This window comes from Streptomyces sp. H27-C3 (assembly GCF_030063415.1).
Classification (GTDB): Bacteria; Actinomycetota; Actinomycetes; order Streptomycetales; family Streptomycetaceae; genus Streptomyces.
In genome coordinates, this window is sequence record NZ_JASITA010000061.1 from 15,557 (window position 1) to 30,691 (window position 15,135).

Genomic DNA, 15,135 nt, shown 5'->3' on the forward strand with positions numbered 1-15,135 from the left:
ATGGAGGCGGTAATTCGACGAAAGGAGCGCCGCCATGGCAGCCGTCACCATCCGCTACTGGGCCGCGGCCAAGGCCGCGGCCGGGGTCGCGGAGGAGCCGTACGCGGCCGGGACGCTCGCCGAAGCGCTCGACGCGGTGCGCGAGCGGCACCCCGGGGAGCTGACCCGCGTACTCCAGCGGTGTGCGTTCCTCATCGACGGAGACCCCGTCGGGACCCGCGGTCATGAGACCGTACGGCTGGCCGAGGGCGGCACGGTCGAGGTGCTCCCGCCGTTCGCAGGAGGATGACCACCACACCATGAGCAACCAGCAGCCTTACCCGTATGAAGGCCAAGAGGGTCGCGAGGGGCACGACGGTCGCCAGGACCAGTCCTACGGGCAGCGGCAATCCCCGTACGCCCAGCAGCAGCCTCCCTACGCGCAGGAGTCCTACACCCAGACCTGGGAGGGGCAGACCTGGGACGCCCAGTACCAGCCGGTCCAGCCGCAGGCGCAGCAGGACCGGCAGCAGCCGCAGCCCCAGCCGGACCGGCAACAGCCCTACGCGCAGCCCGACGCGTACGGGCAGCAGTACCGGCCGCAGGCGCCCGCTCCGGCCGCCGCCGACACCGCGTACCCGCCGCCGCACCGGACGCCCGGTCCCGAGCCGTACGAGCCCGCGCAGGCCGCGTACGAGCCGCCCCCGGCCCCCGCGCCGTACGAGCCGCCCACCACCCTGGGCAATACCCGCGTCACCGACGCGCAGCGCGCCCGCGCCGAGGGCAGGTCGCCGGTGATAGCGCCGGGGATGCAGCCCGCCGCGCTGACCGCCGCCCTGGCTCTGCTGATGGCCGCCGCCGCCGGGCTCGGCTCGTACGCGCTGGTCGTGCCGCTCGTACTGCTCCAGGCCGTCACCGCCGGGGGCTGGTTCCGGCTCAACGGCATGTGGCCCGCCCGGCAGGGCATCATGCTCGCCTTCCTGGGCGGCATCACCGCCGACATCGCGCTGCTGGCCGTCGACGCCGCGCACGCGCCCGCCGCGATCATCGGCACGCTCGGCGTCTGGGTGCTGCTCACGCTCGTGCTCCAGCTGCGCAACCGGGCGCCCGCCGACGAGCGGATGTACGGCCTGACGGCCACCGTCACCTCGGCCGCGCTCGCCGTCGTCGCGGCCGGGCACCTCGCCGCGGCCCCGGAGGCCGTGACCATCGGCGGCGCCGCCGTCGCCGTGGCGGTGCTGGCGCGCGCGGTGCCCCTGGGGGCCGTTCCCTCGGTGATCGTGTCGCTGCTCGCCGCAGCGGGTGCCGGGATCGCGACCGGGCAGCTGACGGACGTCGGCTCCAAGGGGGCGCTGCTCGGGCTCGCGGCCGGGGTGTGCGCGCTGATCGGCCTGCGGGTGGCCAGCTACGACTACCCGTCCCGCTTCGTCCACATGACGGCCGGAGTGGCCCTGCCGCTGACCGTCGCGGCACCTGCCGTCTATCTGATCGGCCGGGCCATCGTCTGATCGTGCGCCGATCACGGGCAGTAGGCTCGCGTCGTCAGGGGGCTTGACGACGGATCAACTACTACTCGGGCGACACAGGTGGGGGACCCAGAGCAATGCGTGCACTGCGAATACTGCTGATCTTCGCTGTGGTCCTCGGCGGCATTTTTGTCGCCGTGGACCGCATCGCGGTCAACATGGCCGAGTCGGAAGTGGCCGACCGGGTTCAGAACCAGCAGGGGCTCGGCGGGGGAGCCGAAGTCTCGATCAAGGGCTTTCCCTTTCTGACCCAGGTCGCGGCCAAGCAGCTCGACCAGGTCGACGTCACGCTCAAGGACGTCGAGGCGAGCGCGGCAGGCCGCAAGGTCCGGGTCAGCGAGCTGGCCGCCGAACTGCACGACGTGCGGCTGCAGGGCAGCCTCACCGGCTTCACCAGCGCGAAGGCGGCCCGCGCCACCGGCACGGCCACCGTCTTGTACGCGGATCTGACCAGGGCCTCCGAGGAGGGGGTGCGCGTCTCCTACGGCGGCAACGGCAAGGTGAAGGTGACCGGCTCCATCGGCATCCTCGGCCGTACCGTCACGCGCAGCGTGCTCTCCACGGTGAGCATGGTCGAGGGCAACACGATCCGGGTGCGGGCGGACGAGGTTCCGGGCGAGGGCATCCCCGGCCTGGAGGGCATGATCCGCAAGCGGACCGACTTCGACCGGCAGATCGGCGGGCTGCCCGACGGGCTGAAGCTCGAAAAGATCGAGGCGCGCGAGGGCGGCGCGGAGATCTCCGTCACGGGGACGGACGTGGAGCTCGCGGGCTGAGCGACCCGCACGGCCTGGGGCCGGATGGTGAGACATGGGCGTCCGCCCCTCAGGAGAGGGGCGGACGCCCTGCGTGCGGGGGTGACAATCCGTACTTCCGTCGAACCCGTATCTCAATATCCGGACGATCTCGTCTCGCCATATGACACGCCGGTGACATGCCGGACGTAACGTCCCTACGATCGGTCCCATGCAGGAGCGACAGGCGGACCTCACGAAGCGGCGGGCAGTGGACCTGTGCCGCGTCTCCGCCATGCTCTGTCGAACTCTCTGAGCGGGTTCCGCACCCGCCTCCGCCCGGCCCTTCCCGACTCGATCGCAGCCGAAGTCAGGGCCACCCCGTGCCGCCGTACGCCGGTACCGCCCGCGCATCCACAGCGGCCGGCACACCCCCCTCGCGATAACCCCCGCATCCTGCCCCGGAGGAGAACAGCATGAGCCGCAGTGACGTCCTGGTAGACGCAGACTGGGTCGAGGCCCACATCGAGGACCCGAAGGTGGCCGTCGTCGAGGTCGACGAAGACACCTCCGCGTACGAGAAGAACCACATCCGCAACGCCATCCGGATCGACTGGACCAAGGACCTCCAGGACCCGGTGCGCCGCGACTTCATCGACCAGGCCGGCTTCGAGAGGCTCCTGTCGGAGAAGGGCATCGGGAACGACACGACGGTCGTTCTCTACGGCGGCAACAACAACTGGTTCGCCTCGTACGCCTTCTGGTACTTCAAGCTCTACGGCCACAGCGACGTCCGTCTCCTCGACGGCGGCCGCAAGAAGTGGGAGCTCGACTCCCGCGACCTGGTGGACACCGTGCCCGAGCGCACCGCCACCTCGTACAAGGCCCAGCCCCAGGACAAGTCGATCCGCGCCTTCCGCGACGACGTGGCCGCGGCGATCGGCAACCAGAACCTGGTCGACGTGCGCTCGCCCGACGAGTTCAGCGGCAAGCTGCTCGCCCCCGCGCACCTGCCGCAGGAGCAGTCGCAGCGCCCCGGCCACGTGCCGAGCGCCCGCAACATCCCGTGGTCGAAGAACGCCAACGACGACGGCACCTTCAAGTCGGACGAAGAGCTCAAGGCGCTCTACGAGGACGAGCAGGTCGATCTGGCGAAGGACACCATCGCGTACTGCCGCATCGGTGAGCGCTCGGCGCTCACCTGGTTCGTGCTGTACGAGCTGCTCGGCCAGAAGAACGTCAAGAACTACGACGGTTCGTGGACCGAGTACGGCTCGCTGGTGGGCGTGCCGATCGAGCTCGGCGCCAACAAGTAACCAGGCCGCCGACTCAACTGCTGCCTGCGATCAGACGACTTGAAGGACGGTTCAACATGTGTGGAGCACAGGCCGGTGGCCCCGACGCTTCGACGATCAAGCCCGGTGAGACGACGATCCAGGGCAACGTGACCCGCGACGGTGAGCCCGTCACCGGTTATGTGCGCCTGCTGGACTCGACCGGCGAGTTCACCGCGGAGGTCCCGACCTCGGCGACCGGACAGTTCCGCTTCTACGCCGCCGAGGGCACCTGGACGCTGCGCGCCCTGGTCCCTGGCGGCACGGCCGACCGCACGGTCGTCGCGCAGACCGGTGGGCTCTCCGAGGTCGCGATCGCGGTCTGAGCCCGCTTCTTGACCGGCCGTAGGGCCGCACCCCAGGGGGTTGGACGCCACTGCGACGGGGTGCGGCCCATCGGTCTGTCCGGAGCCGGTTCATCGGTCTGCCCGGGGCCGTTCGGACCGGGTGGTCGTACGCTGGAGGTATGTACGCGCGGCGCCGTCGCGGCTATTTCCTGCTCATGGGCGGATGCATCGTCCTGTTCGTCTCCGCCTGGTCCTTCGTGCGTCTGTGGTCCATGCCGGTGGCCGTCGGGATGTGCGTCGTCGCCATGGTGATCCCGCCGGTCGCGGCGATGTTCGCGAACCGCCGGGGACCCGACGACCGGTGGTGGGACGACCCGTCCGGCGACCCGAAGTCCGACGACTGGTGGTCCGAGCTGGACGGCAAGAAGCACCGGCAGGAGTAGCGGCCCCCGGCGGGCTGGGGGTGCCCGGCCGGTCTCCGCGTCGACTCCCTCCTCCGCCTCGCGGCTCCACGCACCAGACCCCGCTCCTTTCACCCACGGGGATCGGCCGGACACCTCCTAGGCGCCGCCGCGCAGCGCGTCGACGGCGATGGCCGCTGTGGTGCCGATGACCGCGTCCGCCCGCGGCAGGTTGGCCGCGGTGCTGGCGGCGCGGGTGAAGACGGCGACGGCGTAGCGGCCCCCGTCCGGGTATTCGATGACGCCCACTTCGTTGCGCACGGTCGGCAGGCTGCCGGTCTTGCCCGCGACGTGGATGTCGTCGAAGGGGAAGCCGGACGCCATGCGATGGGGCCACACCTGGAGGCCGAGCAGGCGGCGCAGCGCGGCTCCCTGCTCGGGCGGGCAGGCCTCGTCGCGCCAGACGGAGCCGAGCAGCCGGGTCATGTCGCGTGGGGTGGAGCGGTTCGTGCGGGCGGGGTCGAGGGCCCGCAGCCGGGCGATGACGTACGGGTCGGCCAGTGCCTGCGCGCCGCCGGGGCCCGCGTCCTCCTTGATCGTGGCGAGGAACTCTCCGAAGGTGTGCACGGCGTACGTGTGGGTCAGGCCGAGGCGGGCCGTCGTGTCGTTGACGGCGTCCAGGCCGACGCGCGCCAGCAGGACGTCGGCGGCGCCGTTGTCGCTCACCGCCATCATCAGATAGGCGGCGTCGCGCAGTGACATCCGGACGGGGTCGAGCATGGCGCCGAGCCCGGTCGGGCCGGACGTGCGGTCGGCCGGCGCGCATTCCGTCTGCTCCGTGAGGTCCAGGCGCCCCTCGGCCGCGTGCTGGTGGAGCGTGACGAGCAGGCAGAGCTTGTGCACGCTGGCAGTGACGACGGGGTGGTCCCCACCGAAGCTGATCTCCGCGCCGGAGTCGATGTCGACGGCGTGCAGCCGGCCGGTGACGCCGGCGCCGTCGAAAGCGCCCCGGATGCGGGCGAGGGCACGGGTCACAGCCAGTACTCCGCCGCCGGGCGCAGATGGAGCGGGTGCGCGGGCGGGTCGGCGCTCAGCGCGTCACTGCTCCGCAGCGCGCGCGTGGCCGCTTCGGCGAAGGCGCCGACCGCGGTGTCGCTGCGGCCCTTGGGCCAGGCCACGGAGTGCCGCCAGGCCAGCGGGGCGCCTACGAGGGGGCGCCAGACGATGTCCGGGTCCCGGTCGGTGGTGTCCGTGGCGTGGACGTCCCTGGGGCTGAACGCGACGGCGTTCGCCGAGAGGATCAGGCCGCGGATGAAGCTCGCGCCCTGGCCCTGCCGGACGGCGCCGGGGGTGTAGCCGTTGCGGGCGCAGGTGGTCAGTACGTCGTCGTGCAGCGCCGGGGCGCCGACGCGATGGAAGAGGATCAGGTCGTATCCGCCGAGGGCGGCGAGCGGCACCTCGTCGAGCGCCGCCGCCGGGGCTTCGCGCGGCAGCAGGACGCCCACCTCGCGGCGCAGGACGGGACCCAGTTCAAGCCCGGACACGTCGCACGGGTGGTGGATGAGCCCGACGTCCAGGTCGTGCGAGGCGAACTGGGCGAGCTGCTGCGCGGTGGACAGCTCACGCAGCTCCAGCTCCACTCCGGCATGGCGCTGCCGGAAGTCCGCCAGGATCGCGGCGACGCTCTCGCCCGCGATGTCCGGCGGGAGGGCGGCGCGCAGCAGCCCGACATCGCCGTCCCGGATGCGGCGGGCGGCGGCCATCAGGGCCTCCGAGCGGACCAGCAGCTCACGGGCCTCGTCCAGGAGCAGCGTGCCGGCCTTGGTGATCGTCACCTGTCGGCTGGTGCGCTCGAAAAGCCGCACCCCCAGCTCGCGCTCCAGGCGCTGGATGCGCTGCGACAGGGGTGGCTGGGCCATGCCGAGGCGCTGTGCGGCGCGGCCGAAGTGTGACTCTTCTGCAACAGCCACAAAGCACTCCAAGTGCCGCATCAGGTCCACAGCCAGCAACGATATCGCGGATTGATTAATCCGAGAACGATATCGGACTTGGACACCCGGCTGAGGGCCCTGTTCTTCTCTGGGCATGACCTTGCTTCCCTCCTCGCCTCACAGGCGCACCACGCGCTCGCGCTACGGCGCCCTGCTGCTCGGTGTCCTTCTCGCCGCCGGCCCGGTCGGCTGCACCGGAGCGGCCGAACCGCCCACCCCACGGGCTTCGGCATCGGTTTCTGCTTCGCCCGGCGGCTCGCCGGACGGCGGCACCCGGGAGTACCTGCTGCACCGCCCCGCCGGGGGCGCCGGACCCAGGCCGCTCGTCATCGCCTTCCACGGCCGCGGCTCGGGCGCCGAGGAACTGCGCGGGGCCAGCCGCCTGGAGAAGGCCGCCGGGGCGCGCGGCATGCTCGTCGCGTACCCCGAGGGGCTGCGCGACGCGTGGGGCGCGGGCAGCGCGGTCACGAAGGAACGCCCGGACCCGGACGCCGATGTGCGCTTCGCCGAGGCGCTGGTCGGCGAGCTGGTGCGGACCGGGCGGGCGGACCCCGAGCGGGTGTATGCCGCCGGGTTCTCCAACGGGGGCGCGATGGCGTTGCGGGTGGCGGCCCAGCGGCCCGGCCCGGTCGCGGGAGCCGCCGCAGTCTCCGGCCAACTGCCCGCCGGTCGCGCGGTGGTCAGGCCGACCGGAGCGGTGCCGGTGCTGATCATTTACGGGGAGAAGGATCCCGTACGCCCCCTCGGGGGTCTGCTCCGGCCCGGCCCGGCGCCCGCCGGGGAGGAGCCGATCACGCCGACCATGTCGGCCCGCGACAGCGCCGCGGCGTTCGCGGCAGCGGGCGGGGCGCGCGGTCCAGTGACGAAGGCCGAAGCGGGCTACGACCGCACCGTGTGGGGCGCCGGGCCCGCCGGCGCCACCGTTCAGCTCCTCGTCATGGACGACGCGGGCCACACCTGGCCCGGCTCGTCGATCACCCCGCCCAAGGGATTCGGCCGTACCAGCACGGCTCTGAACGCGGCCGGCACCGTCGTCGACTTTTTCGCGGCCCAGCAGTGACGGGCGCACACGAACGCAGCGCACACGAACGCAGTGATTACGAACGCAGCGAACACAGGGGGGCTCCCATGTCCGACGCCGGATCCACAGGCGGATATTCCACACCCGGATACGCCACCACCACGCGCCGCAAGCCCCGCGGAGCGGCCCGGTCGGCCGCGGCGGTGGCCGTCGTCCTGGGCCTCGCGGCAGGCGGTGCGTACGCCGCCGGGCTCGGCCCCTTCGCCGACGCGGCAGCGGCTCCCGACCCCGCGGCCACGGCTCAGGCCCGCGCGTTCCTGGCGGACTGGGCCGGTGGCCGGATGCCGGGGGCGGGGGCGCGTACGACCAACCCCGACCGGGCGGAGGAGGTGCTGCGCAATTTCACCGCCGGGCTCGACATCGGCAAACCGGCCCTGACCGCGGCGGCGGCCACGGTGGCCGAGGACGGCGTCGTCACGGTCCCCTTCACCGCGAGGATGCCCGTCGAGGGCCTGGGCACCTGGACCTACGCATCGAAGCTGCCGCTGCGCAAGCAGGACGACGGCACCTGGAAGGTGGACTGGGTCCTGTCCCTGGTCCACCCGAAGCTGAGCAGCACCGAGAAGTTCCGCCTGGAGCGCGAGGAGGCCGCCGAAGGCCGTGAGGTCACCGACCGCGAGGGCGCTCCGCTCTCGGGCGCCGAGACCCCCTCCCTGGGTCCTGTCCTCACTCGGCTCGCCGGGGACGCGGGGGGCGGTCCGCGCGGGGCGGTCCAACGGGTCGACCGGGACACCGGCGAGGTCAGCGGCACCGAAGCCACGTTCGGCAAGAAGCCCGCCCGCCCGGCCGAGGGGCCCGTACGCACCACCATCGACTCCGGCTGGCAGGCCGCCGCCGAGAAGGCCCTCGCAGCCAGGGCCGACGGCAAGGACGCCGCGGTGGTCGCCCTGCGGGTCGACAACGGCCGGATCCTGGCCCTGGCGAACTCCCCGTCAGCCGGCTTCAACCGCGCGGTCTCCGGCACCTACGCGCCCGGCTCCACCTGGAAGATCGTCACCACGGGCGCGCTGCTGCTCAACGGCGCCGTCGCGCCCGAGGACGTCGTGGACTGTCCCAAGTACCTCACCGTGGGCAAGCAGTTCCACAATGTCGAGACCTCCGAACACCGCGGTGCCACCTTCCTCAAGGACTTCACCGAGTCGTGCAACACCGCGTTCATCAGCCTGCGCGGCAAGCTCGGCGAGCAGGAGATGGGGGAGGTCGCAGGCAAGTACTTCGGCATGGGCCAGCGGTGGCACGTCGGCATCCCGTCATTCGACGGGTCGGTTCCGGTGCCCCGGGACGAGACCGAGAAGGCCGCGTCGATGATCGGGCAGGGCCGGGTGCTGGGCAATCCGCTGACCATGGCGTCCGTCACCGCGACCGCCGTCTCCGGAACGTTCCACCAGCCCACGATCACCGGCGGGACCAAGGACACGACGACCACCACCGCGCTCCCCCGGAACGTGGTCACCCAGCTGCGCACGATGATGCGCGCCACCGTGACCTCGGGCACGGCCCGGGGGCTGGCGGATCTGCCCGGCGACGTCGGCGCCAAGACCGGCACCGCCGAGGTCTCCGAAGAGGCACCCAACAACGGCTGGCTGGTCGCGCACCGCGGCAATGTCGTCGTCGCCTGCGTCGTCGAGGGCGGGATCACCGGCGGCTCGTCCGCGCTGCCCGTCGTCCACGACATGCTCGCCGAGGTCCCGGGCGACCCGTCGTGACACCACCGAGCTCGCCGCCAGAGCCCGAATGGGGGAGGGCGGTGACTCAGTAGACGAGCGCCTGTACGCCGTCCGCCATGATCTCGCTGACGAAGACCTGCGCCCCCGCGATCCGCACGCCCTCGATCACGTCCTTCTCGCTGATGTCCCGCCGGGCCGCGCACTGCGTGCACAGGGTGATCAGCCCCGCGCCCACGATCGCATCGATCAGCCCGGGCAGCGGCGCCGCGTGCGGCAGTTCGAACTCCGCCGCCCGTCCGGGCAGCGCGAACCACGCCGACTCCCCGGTCAGCCAGAGCGAGACCTCCACCCCGCTGGCCACGGCGACCGCCGCCACCGTGAAGGCCTGCGAGCAGCGCTCCGGGGCATCGGCCCCGGCGGTCACCTTGATCACGAGCTTCTTCGTCATGCCCGAACTGTAATCCGCGGCCCGGGTGACCTCACAGAGAGCGCCGGGCGTGGGCCGACTAAGCTGGTGCCCGGCCCCGTAATGCCCACCGCTCGTGCAAGGAGCAACCCCGTGCTGACGATTTTCTTCGAAGCCCTGCTGGTGCTGGTCTGCGTCGGTGTTCTGGCCTTCACCGGCCTGGCCGTGAAGAAGCTCTACCAGGGCCAGCGCTGACCCAGCCCGGCCCACCCCGCCTCCTCACAGATCGCCTGAGCAGCTCATGATCGAGATCCCGTCCGACCTTCACCCGGACCTTGTCCCCCTCTTCTTCCTCCTCGGAAACTGGGAGGGCGCGGGCGTCGCCGACTTCCCCGGTGCCGAGAAGTGCAACTTCGGCCAGGAAGCGACCTTCACCCACGACGGCCGGGACTTCCTGGAGTACGTCTCGCACACCTGGGTGCTCGACAACGAGGGCAAGAAGGTCAGGCCCCTGGAGAGCGAGTCCGGCTACTGGCGTGTCGACAAGGACCGCAAGGTCGAGGTCGTCATGATCCGTGACCAGGGCATCGTCGAGATCTGGTACGGCGAGCTGGCCGCCCAGAAGCCGCAGATCGACCTGGTCACCGACGCCGTGGCCCGGACCGCGGCCTCCGGCCCGTACACCGGTGGCAAGCGCCTCTACGGCTATGTGAAGAGCGACCTGATGTGGGTCGGCGAGAAGGCCACCCCCGACGTCGAGCTCCGGCCGTACATGTCGGCGCACCTGAAGAAGGTCGTCGATCCGAGCGAGTGGGCGAAGGACCTCAAGGACCTTCCCGACGACGGCATCGCGTTCTTCAAGTAGGCACGAGCGAGCGGCGGACGAACGTACGGTCAGGTGCTTGCCGTACTGCCTACACTGGGCGTGTGGTGAGCATCGACTGGAAAAGCGACCTGCGGCAGCGCGGCTACCGGCTGACGCCCCAGCGCCAGCTCGTCCTCGAAGCCGTCGACGCCCTGGAGCACGCGACACCCGACGACATCCTCGTCGAGGTGCGCCGAACGGCGTCCGGGGTCAACATCTCCACCGTGTACCGGACCCTGGAGCTCCTGGAGGAGCTGGATCTGGTCAGTCACGCGCATCTGGGGCACGGCGCCCCCACCTACCACCTGGCGGACCGCCATCACCACATCCACCTGGTCTGCCGCGACTGTACGAGCGTGATCGAGGCCGATGTCGAGATCGCCGCGGAGTTCACCGCGAAGCTGCGCGAGACCTTCGGTTTCACCACGGACATGAAGCATTTCGCCATCTTCGGCAGCTGCGAGAAGTGCACCGCGGAGGCGACCTCCGTAGGATCACCCGCCAAGTCGTAGGCTTGCGGACATGAAGAGCCCTCTGCTGTCCCTGCCCGGCGCCGTCCCCGCCGAAGGGCGTGACGAAGGTGTCGCCGCCCACTACGGCGACCTTTTCCGTGAGCAGCGCGCCCTCGCCGACGGCTCCGGCTTCGTCGATCTCTCGCACCGCGGTGTCATCATGGTCACCGGCGACGACCGGCTGAGCTGGCTGCACCTGCTGATCACCCAGCACGTCAGCGAACTTCCGGCGGGCCGGGCCACCGAGGCGCTGGTCCTCACCGCGAACGGTCACGTCGAGCACGCGCTCTACCTCGTCGACGACGGCACGACGACCTGGATCCACGTCGAGCCCGGGACGCAGGGCGACCTGCTCGCGTACCTGGAGTCGATGAAGTTCTTCTACCGCGTCGAGGCCGCCGACCGCACCGAGGACTTCGCCGTCGTGTACCTCCCGGCCGGCTCGATCGCCGAGGTGCCGGACGGGGTGGCCGTGCGCGAGACACCGCAGGGCCGCGACCTGTTCCTGCCGCGCGCCGACCTGGAGTCGTACGCCGCCGCGCACGGCCCGGCGGTCGGCATGCTCGGTTACGAGGCCCTGCGCGTCGAGGCCCACCGGCCCCGCCTCGGCTTCGAGACCGACCACCGCACCATCCCGCACGAGCTGGGCTGGATCGGCAGCGCCGTGCACCTTCAGAAGGGCTGCTACCGCGGCCAGGAGACGGTCGCCCGCGTCCAGAACCTGGGGAAGCCGCCGCGCCGCCTGGTCTTCCTGCACCTCGACGGCAGCGAGGTCCTGCTGCCGGGCCACGGGACTCCGGTGCGGCTCGCCTCGGACGGCGAGGAGGGCCGCCAGCTCGGCTTCGTCACCACCTCGGCCCGCCACCACGAGCTGGGCCCGATCGCGCTGGCGCTGATCAAGCGCAATGTGCCGCTGGACGCGGAGCTGATGGTCGGGACGACCGCCGCCGCCCAGGAAGTCGTCGTAGAGCCGTAGAGGTGTGCGGAGGGGTGGGCGTCAGACCTCCAGGAACACCGTGAACGGGCCGTCGTTCGTGAGCGAGACACGCATGTCCGCTCCGAACCGGCCCGTCTCCACGTGCGCGCCCAGCGCCCGCAGCTGTGTGACCACCTCGTCGACCAGCGGTTCGGCCACTTCGCCGGGCGCCGCGGCGTTCCAGGTGGGGCGGCGACCCTTGCGGGCGTCCCCGTAGAGAGTGAACTGTGAAATGACCAAAAGTGGCGCATTCACGTCGGAGCAGGACTTCTCGCCCGCAAGGATGCGAACCGACCACAGCTTACGGGCGAGCTGTGCCGCCTTGTCCGTTGTGTCCTCATGGGTCACTCCCACCAGCACACACAGTCCTTCGCCGACGATCTCGCCGATTGTTTCGCCCGCCACGACGACGCTCGCGCCGTCGACTCTCTGCACCACCGCACGCATGCGGACCAACCTATCGGGGGCCGAACGGGGACAGAGAGCCTGCGTAGGCGTGGCCATGAGTGGCACGATGCTCGCAGGCGGTGCGCGCCGCACCGGTCCGAGGGGACGGAAATCCATGAGCACACCAGGCGCCGGGCAACCGCCCGGCCCCGCACATATGCCGCTGATTCACCCGGTCTCTCCCGCTGTCTCCGCACGACCACCCGCCCAGCGGGCCGACGGCAGCGCGGCCGGTGCCGTCGCGGAACGCCATCCGCAGGATCTGCCCGTGCTCCGGCTGCCGGCGCTGCGCGCGCTGCGCCGCGATTCGCAGCGTGACGAGGCGGACCTCAGCTACGTACGGCGGCTGCTGCACGGGCGGATCGACATTCTGCGGGCCGAGCTGTCCCGGCGTACGGGCCCGGACTCGCCGGTCGTCGACCGGCTCTCCGAGATCCTCGCGGACGCCCCGTCGATGCACCGGTCCTCCGCCCGGCACGTCACGCTGTCCATGCCGCACAGCGAGGAGTACCGGCTGCTGGCCGCCGAGATGCTCGCCGAGGTCGAACTTTCCGACCTCGACGCCCGGACGGACGAAGAGCTGCACGCGGCGATGGGACGCCTGGTCCGCTACGAGCAGCGGGTCTCCAGCCGTCGGCACCGCCTTCAGCGGACGGCCGACGATTGCAGCGCGGAGATCGCCCGCAGGTACCGTGATGGCGAAGCTCAAGTGGACGATCTGCTGACCTGAGGCCGCGACCCGGTCCCGGGGGAGGCGGCTCGTCCCCCTCGGATCTCCGGAAGGCCGACGATGTCCTCCAGCACCACCGCCATATCCCCGGTCCTCGCCGAAGTCATACGTTCCGGTTTCGTCGAGGGCCACCACCGGGGATCGCTCGTCGTGCTGGCGGCGGACGGCAGTGTGGACACCGCGGTCGGCGACCCGTCCGCCCCGGTCTTCCCGCGCTCCAGCAATAAGCCGATGCAGGCCGCGGCGGTGCTGCGGGCCGGGCTCGACCTGTCGGGGCAGCGGCTGGCGCTGGCGTCCGCGAGCCATTCGGGGGAGCGCTTCCACCTCGATCTCGTACGCAAGATGCTCGCGGAGGCCGGGCTCGCGGAGACGGACCTGCAGACCCCGCCGGACCTGCCGCTCGACCCGGTGGAGGCGGAGGCCTATCTCGCCGCCGGCGGGGTGCGTGAGCGCATCACCATGAACTGCTCGGGCAAGCACGCCGCGATGCTGGCCGTCTGCGACCTCAACGGCTGGGACCGGCAGTCCTACCTGGACCCCTCCCACCCCCTCCAGCAGCTCGTCCTGACCGTGGTGGAGGAGGCGAGCGGCGAGAGTGTCCCGGTGGTCGGCACGGACGGCTGTGGCGCCCCTCTGATGGCGATCAGCCTCACCGGCCTCGCCCGCGCCTTCCGTCACTTCGTCCTCGCCGAGTCCGGCACGGCGGAGCGCCGCGTCGCGGACGCCATGCGTGCCCACCCCGAGTACGTCGCGGGCACCCGCCGACCCGACACCTGGCTGATGCGCGAGGTGCCCGGCGCGCTGTCGAAGATGGGCGCCGAGGCGGTCCAAGCGGTGGCTCTGCCGGACGGCCGCGCTCTCGCCTTCAAGATCGACGACGGCGCCGCCAGGGCGCTCGGCCCGGTGCTGGCCCGGGTGCTGCGCCAGTTGGGCGTGGAGGGGCCCGTGGTGGACCGGATCGGGTTCGCTCCGCTGCTCGGCGGCGCCGCCGAGGTCGGGGAGATACGCGCGGTGTTCTGACCGGCCCGGAGGGCGAGCGGGGGGCCGTGGGGGGAGCGGAGCGCCGTGGGGGAGCGGAGGGCCCGTCAGGTTCCGGACGCTGGACGGCGAGCTGTCGGCCGGTGGCCGGCTCCCCGACCGCGCGGTGGCCGAGGCGCTGGCCGCGGAGGGCGCCGCACCGGCCGAGCGGGTCTTCAAGAGGACGGGCCACCTCAAGACCGTGGCGCAGGTGGGCAAGGACCGTTCGACGGTCGTGGTGCGCCGCAAGCTCAGCGGGGGAAACCGCAGGGAGCCGTGCTTCCTCGACGAGCATGTTGTCCTGCGGGCCGTGGAGGGTCTGGGCGGCGCGGTGCGGGCGCCGAGGGTCCTCGCGATGGGGGTCAGCGCACTGTCCGACGGGTTCGCGGTGCACCCCTGCGAAGGCCCCGCGGGTGGGCTGCGGCCCCCGACCCACCCGGTGCACGGGCTGCTGCCACTGGAGGCGGACGATCTCGTCGATCAGCTCGGCGCGCTCGTCGACCTGGACGCGGCGGCGCTCGATCCGACGATGGGCCACAGCGGGTTCTACCCATGGCTGAGCGACCGCCTGGTGGAGATGGTCGGGAGCCTGCCGAAGGAATCGCTGCAACTGGCCAGGGTCCTGGGGCTGCCCGGCGCGCAACGGCTCAAGGAGGTCCTGGCGCGGCACACCGTCACCGACCGCACCCCGGTCCTGCTGCACGGGGATCTGAACCCGTGGAACCTGGTGCGGGGCGCGGGCGCCGGTGAACTGATCATCATCGACTGGGAGATGGCGATGGTGGGCGACCCGCTGTACGACCTGGTGCGCCATCTGCACCTGACCCCGCACCGGCCCGAGATCCGGCGGCGCATGCTCGAACGCTGGGGGCGTGAGGTGGGCAGGCGCGGCGCCGACTACGTGAAGGATTTCGAGCGCGACGCTGACACCTACCGGTGGATCGAATCGGTACGCTCCGCCTATGTGGACCTCGACCGCCTGCTCACCGGGGAGAGCCTGGAGGCGCCGAATGTGCGCAGGGCGGTGGCCTCGTACTCGATGACACTGCAGGCGGCGACGGGGTCGCTCGGGCTCCGCGGCGACCGGATGAGGAACCCCTACCTCGCGCTGGCGCTGCTGCTGGGCGACCACGTGGAGCCGTGGCAGGGACATGGGGGAGCCCCGGAGGGCGCCCTGTGGAC

General features: G+C 71.6%; 19 protein-coding genes. 15 read left to right on the forward strand and 4 right to left on the reverse strand.

The genetic code is table 11. The features are described from left to right. Window positions 1-34: 34 nt before the first annotated feature. The 7 genes from QMK30_RS35635 to QMK30_RS35660 all read left to right on the forward strand — a co-directional run bounded on the left by QMK30_RS35635 (window position 35) and on the right by QMK30_RS35660 (window position 4,303). Window positions 35-289: a MoaD/ThiS family protein gene (locus QMK30_RS35635; protein ID WP_283522494.1), complete on the forward strand. Its 255-nt coding sequence runs from the start codon at window positions 35-37 to the stop codon at window positions 287-289. Between the two features lie 10 nt (window positions 290-299). Further along, window positions 300-1,487, forward strand: coding sequence for a hypothetical protein (locus tag QMK30_RS35640; RefSeq protein ID WP_283522495.1), 1,188 nt, complete (start codon window positions 300-302; stop codon window positions 1,485-1,487). Window positions 1,488-1,582: 95 nt separating this feature from the next. Beyond that, on the forward strand, window positions 1,583-2,281 hold the full coding sequence (locus tag QMK30_RS35645) for an LmeA family phospholipid-binding protein (protein ID WP_283522496.1): 699 nt from the start codon (window positions 1,583-1,585) through the stop codon (window positions 2,279-2,281). Between the two features lie 190 nt (window positions 2,282-2,471). Then, the gene (locus tag QMK30_RS38995; protein WP_434600435.1) at window positions 2,472-2,555 is read left to right on the forward strand and encodes a putative leader peptide; all 84 of its coding nucleotides are present in this window, start codon (window positions 2,472-2,474) and stop codon (window positions 2,553-2,555) included. A gap of 160 nt (window positions 2,556-2,715) precedes the next feature. After that, window positions 2,716-3,555 carry a sulfurtransferase gene (locus QMK30_RS35650; RefSeq protein ID WP_283522497.1) on the forward strand — a complete coding sequence of 280 codons (840 nt, stop codon included), beginning with the start codon at window positions 2,716-2,718 and terminating at the stop codon, window positions 3,553-3,555. A 56-nt stretch (window positions 3,556-3,611) separates the two neighbouring features. Beyond that, window positions 3,612-3,899 (forward strand): DUF1416 domain-containing protein, encoded by a 288-nt coding sequence (locus QMK30_RS35655; protein WP_283522498.1) that lies wholly within the window; start codon window positions 3,612-3,614, stop codon window positions 3,897-3,899. A 140-nt stretch (window positions 3,900-4,039) separates the two neighbouring features. Continuing rightward, window positions 4,040-4,303, forward strand: coding sequence for a DUF3099 domain-containing protein (locus QMK30_RS35660; RefSeq protein WP_283522499.1), 264 nt, complete (start codon window positions 4,040-4,042; stop codon window positions 4,301-4,303). A gap of 117 nt (window positions 4,304-4,420) precedes the next feature. Here QMK30_RS35660 and QMK30_RS35665 read toward each other — a convergent pair whose 3' ends face one another. Together QMK30_RS35665 and QMK30_RS35670 are read right to left on the reverse strand one after the other, a co-directional pair. Continuing rightward, a complete protein-coding gene (locus QMK30_RS35665) occupies window positions 4,421-5,296 on the reverse strand; it encodes a serine hydrolase (protein WP_283522500.1) in 876 nt (291 codons plus the stop codon). Beyond that, window positions 5,293-6,261 carry a LysR family transcriptional regulator gene (locus QMK30_RS35670; protein ID WP_283522501.1) on the reverse strand — a complete coding sequence of 323 codons (969 nt, stop codon included), beginning with the start codon at window positions 6,259-6,261 and terminating at the stop codon, window positions 5,293-5,295. The genes QMK30_RS35665 and QMK30_RS35670 overlap by 4 nt, the downstream gene beginning before the upstream one ends. 85 nt (window positions 6,262-6,346) lie before the next feature. Here QMK30_RS35670 and QMK30_RS35675 point away from each other — a divergent pair, with 85 nt between their 5' ends. Then, window positions 6,347-7,312 carry a CE1 family esterase gene (locus QMK30_RS35675; RefSeq protein ID WP_283522502.1) on the forward strand — a complete coding sequence of 322 codons (966 nt, stop codon included), beginning with the start codon at window positions 6,347-6,349 and terminating at the stop codon, window positions 7,310-7,312. Between the two features lie 68 nt (window positions 7,313-7,380). Further along, window positions 7,381-9,039 carry a penicillin-binding transpeptidase domain-containing protein gene (locus tag QMK30_RS35680; protein WP_283522503.1) on the forward strand — a complete coding sequence of 553 codons (1,659 nt, stop codon included), beginning with the start codon at window positions 7,381-7,383 and terminating at the stop codon, window positions 9,037-9,039. Between the two features lie 46 nt (window positions 9,040-9,085). Here the strand turns inward: QMK30_RS35680 and QMK30_RS35685 are convergent, their stop codons facing one another. After that, a complete protein-coding gene (locus QMK30_RS35685) occupies window positions 9,086-9,448 on the reverse strand; it encodes a DsrE family protein (RefSeq protein WP_283522504.1) in 363 nt (120 codons plus the stop codon). Window positions 9,449-9,707: 259 nt separating this feature from the next. Between QMK30_RS35685 and QMK30_RS35690 the strand changes: the two genes are divergently transcribed. From QMK30_RS35690 to ygfZ, 3 genes are all read left to right on the forward strand, one after another. Continuing rightward, window positions 9,708-10,271: a heme-binding beta-barrel domain-containing protein gene (locus QMK30_RS35690; protein WP_283522505.1), complete on the forward strand. Its 564-nt coding sequence runs from the start codon at window positions 9,708-9,710 to the stop codon at window positions 10,269-10,271. A gap of 62 nt (window positions 10,272-10,333) precedes the next feature. After that, window positions 10,334-10,783, forward strand: coding sequence for a Fur family transcriptional regulator (locus QMK30_RS35695; protein ID WP_283522506.1), 450 nt, complete (start codon window positions 10,334-10,336; stop codon window positions 10,781-10,783). Between the two features lie 10 nt (window positions 10,784-10,793). Then, window positions 10,794-11,759, forward strand: coding sequence for a CAF17-like 4Fe-4S cluster assembly/insertion protein YgfZ (gene ygfZ / locus QMK30_RS35700; RefSeq protein WP_283522507.1), 966 nt, complete (start codon window positions 10,794-10,796; stop codon window positions 11,757-11,759). A 21-nt stretch (window positions 11,760-11,780) separates the two neighbouring features. On the opposite strand, the gene dtd is transcribed toward ygfZ, so the two are convergent. Then, the gene (dtd, locus tag QMK30_RS35705) at window positions 11,781-12,206 is read right to left on the reverse strand and encodes a D-aminoacyl-tRNA deacylase (protein WP_283522508.1); all 426 of its coding nucleotides are present in this window, start codon (window positions 12,204-12,206) and stop codon (window positions 11,781-11,783) included. A gap of 115 nt (window positions 12,207-12,321) precedes the next feature. On the opposite strand from dtd, the gene QMK30_RS35710 reads away from it, so the two are divergent. From QMK30_RS35710 to QMK30_RS35720, 3 genes are all read left to right on the forward strand, one after another. Then, on the forward strand, window positions 12,322-12,936 hold the full coding sequence (locus QMK30_RS35710; RefSeq protein ID WP_283522509.1) for an RsiG family protein: 615 nt from the start codon (window positions 12,322-12,324) through the stop codon (window positions 12,934-12,936). A 60-nt stretch (window positions 12,937-12,996) separates the two neighbouring features. Next, entirely contained in the window at window positions 12,997-13,956 is a 960-nt protein-coding gene (locus QMK30_RS35715; RefSeq protein WP_283522510.1) for an asparaginase, read from the forward strand. Between the two features lie 124 nt (window positions 13,957-14,080). Beyond that, window positions 14,081-15,135 (forward strand): aminoglycoside phosphotransferase family protein (locus QMK30_RS35720; RefSeq protein ID WP_283522511.1); only part of this gene is annotated, 1,055 nt, incomplete at its 3' end.

Excerpts from the sequence above, each read along its gene's own strand:
- QMK30_RS35715 (WP_283522510.1), top strand. The coding sequence starts at position 12,997 with ATGTCCTCCAGCACCACCGCCATATCCCCGGTCCTCGCCGAAGTCATA.
- QMK30_RS35675 (WP_283522502.1), top strand. The coding sequence starts at position 6,347 with ATGACCTTGCTTCCCTCCTCGCCTCACAGGCGCACCACGCGCTCGCGC.
- QMK30_RS35710 (WP_283522509.1), top strand. The coding sequence starts at position 12,322 with ATGAGCACACCAGGCGCCGGGCAACCGCCCGGCCCCGCACATATGCCG.
- QMK30_RS35650 (WP_283522497.1), top strand. The coding sequence starts at position 2,716 with ATGAGCCGCAGTGACGTCCTGGTAGACGCAGACTGGGTCGAGGCCCAC.
- QMK30_RS35680 (WP_283522503.1), top strand. The coding sequence starts at position 7,381 with ATGTCCGACGCCGGATCCACAGGCGGATATTCCACACCCGGATACGCC.
- QMK30_RS35645 (WP_283522496.1), top strand. The coding sequence starts at position 1,583 with ATGCGTGCACTGCGAATACTGCTGATCTTCGCTGTGGTCCTCGGCGGC.
- dtd (WP_283522508.1), bottom strand. The coding sequence starts at position 12,206 with ATGCGTGCGGTGGTGCAGAGAGTCGACGGCGCGAGCGTCGTCGTGGCG.
- QMK30_RS35655 (WP_283522498.1), top strand. The coding sequence starts at position 3,612 with ATGTGTGGAGCACAGGCCGGTGGCCCCGACGCTTCGACGATCAAGCCC.
- ygfZ (WP_283522507.1), top strand. The coding sequence starts at position 10,794 with ATGAAGAGCCCTCTGCTGTCCCTGCCCGGCGCCGTCCCCGCCGAAGGG.
- QMK30_RS38995 (WP_434600435.1), top strand. The coding sequence starts at position 2,472 with ATGCAGGAGCGACAGGCGGACCTCACGAAGCGGCGGGCAGTGGACCTG.
- QMK30_RS35640 (WP_283522495.1), top strand. The coding sequence starts at position 300 with ATGAGCAACCAGCAGCCTTACCCGTATGAAGGCCAAGAGGGTCGCGAG.
- QMK30_RS35660 (WP_283522499.1), top strand. The coding sequence starts at position 4,040 with ATGTACGCGCGGCGCCGTCGCGGCTATTTCCTGCTCATGGGCGGATGC.
- QMK30_RS35635 (WP_283522494.1), top strand. The coding sequence starts at position 35 with ATGGCAGCCGTCACCATCCGCTACTGGGCCGCGGCCAAGGCCGCGGCC.
- QMK30_RS35685 (WP_283522504.1), bottom strand. The coding sequence starts at position 9,448 with ATGACGAAGAAGCTCGTGATCAAGGTGACCGCCGGGGCCGATGCCCCG.
- QMK30_RS35690 (WP_283522505.1), top strand. The coding sequence starts at position 9,708 with ATGATCGAGATCCCGTCCGACCTTCACCCGGACCTTGTCCCCCTCTTC.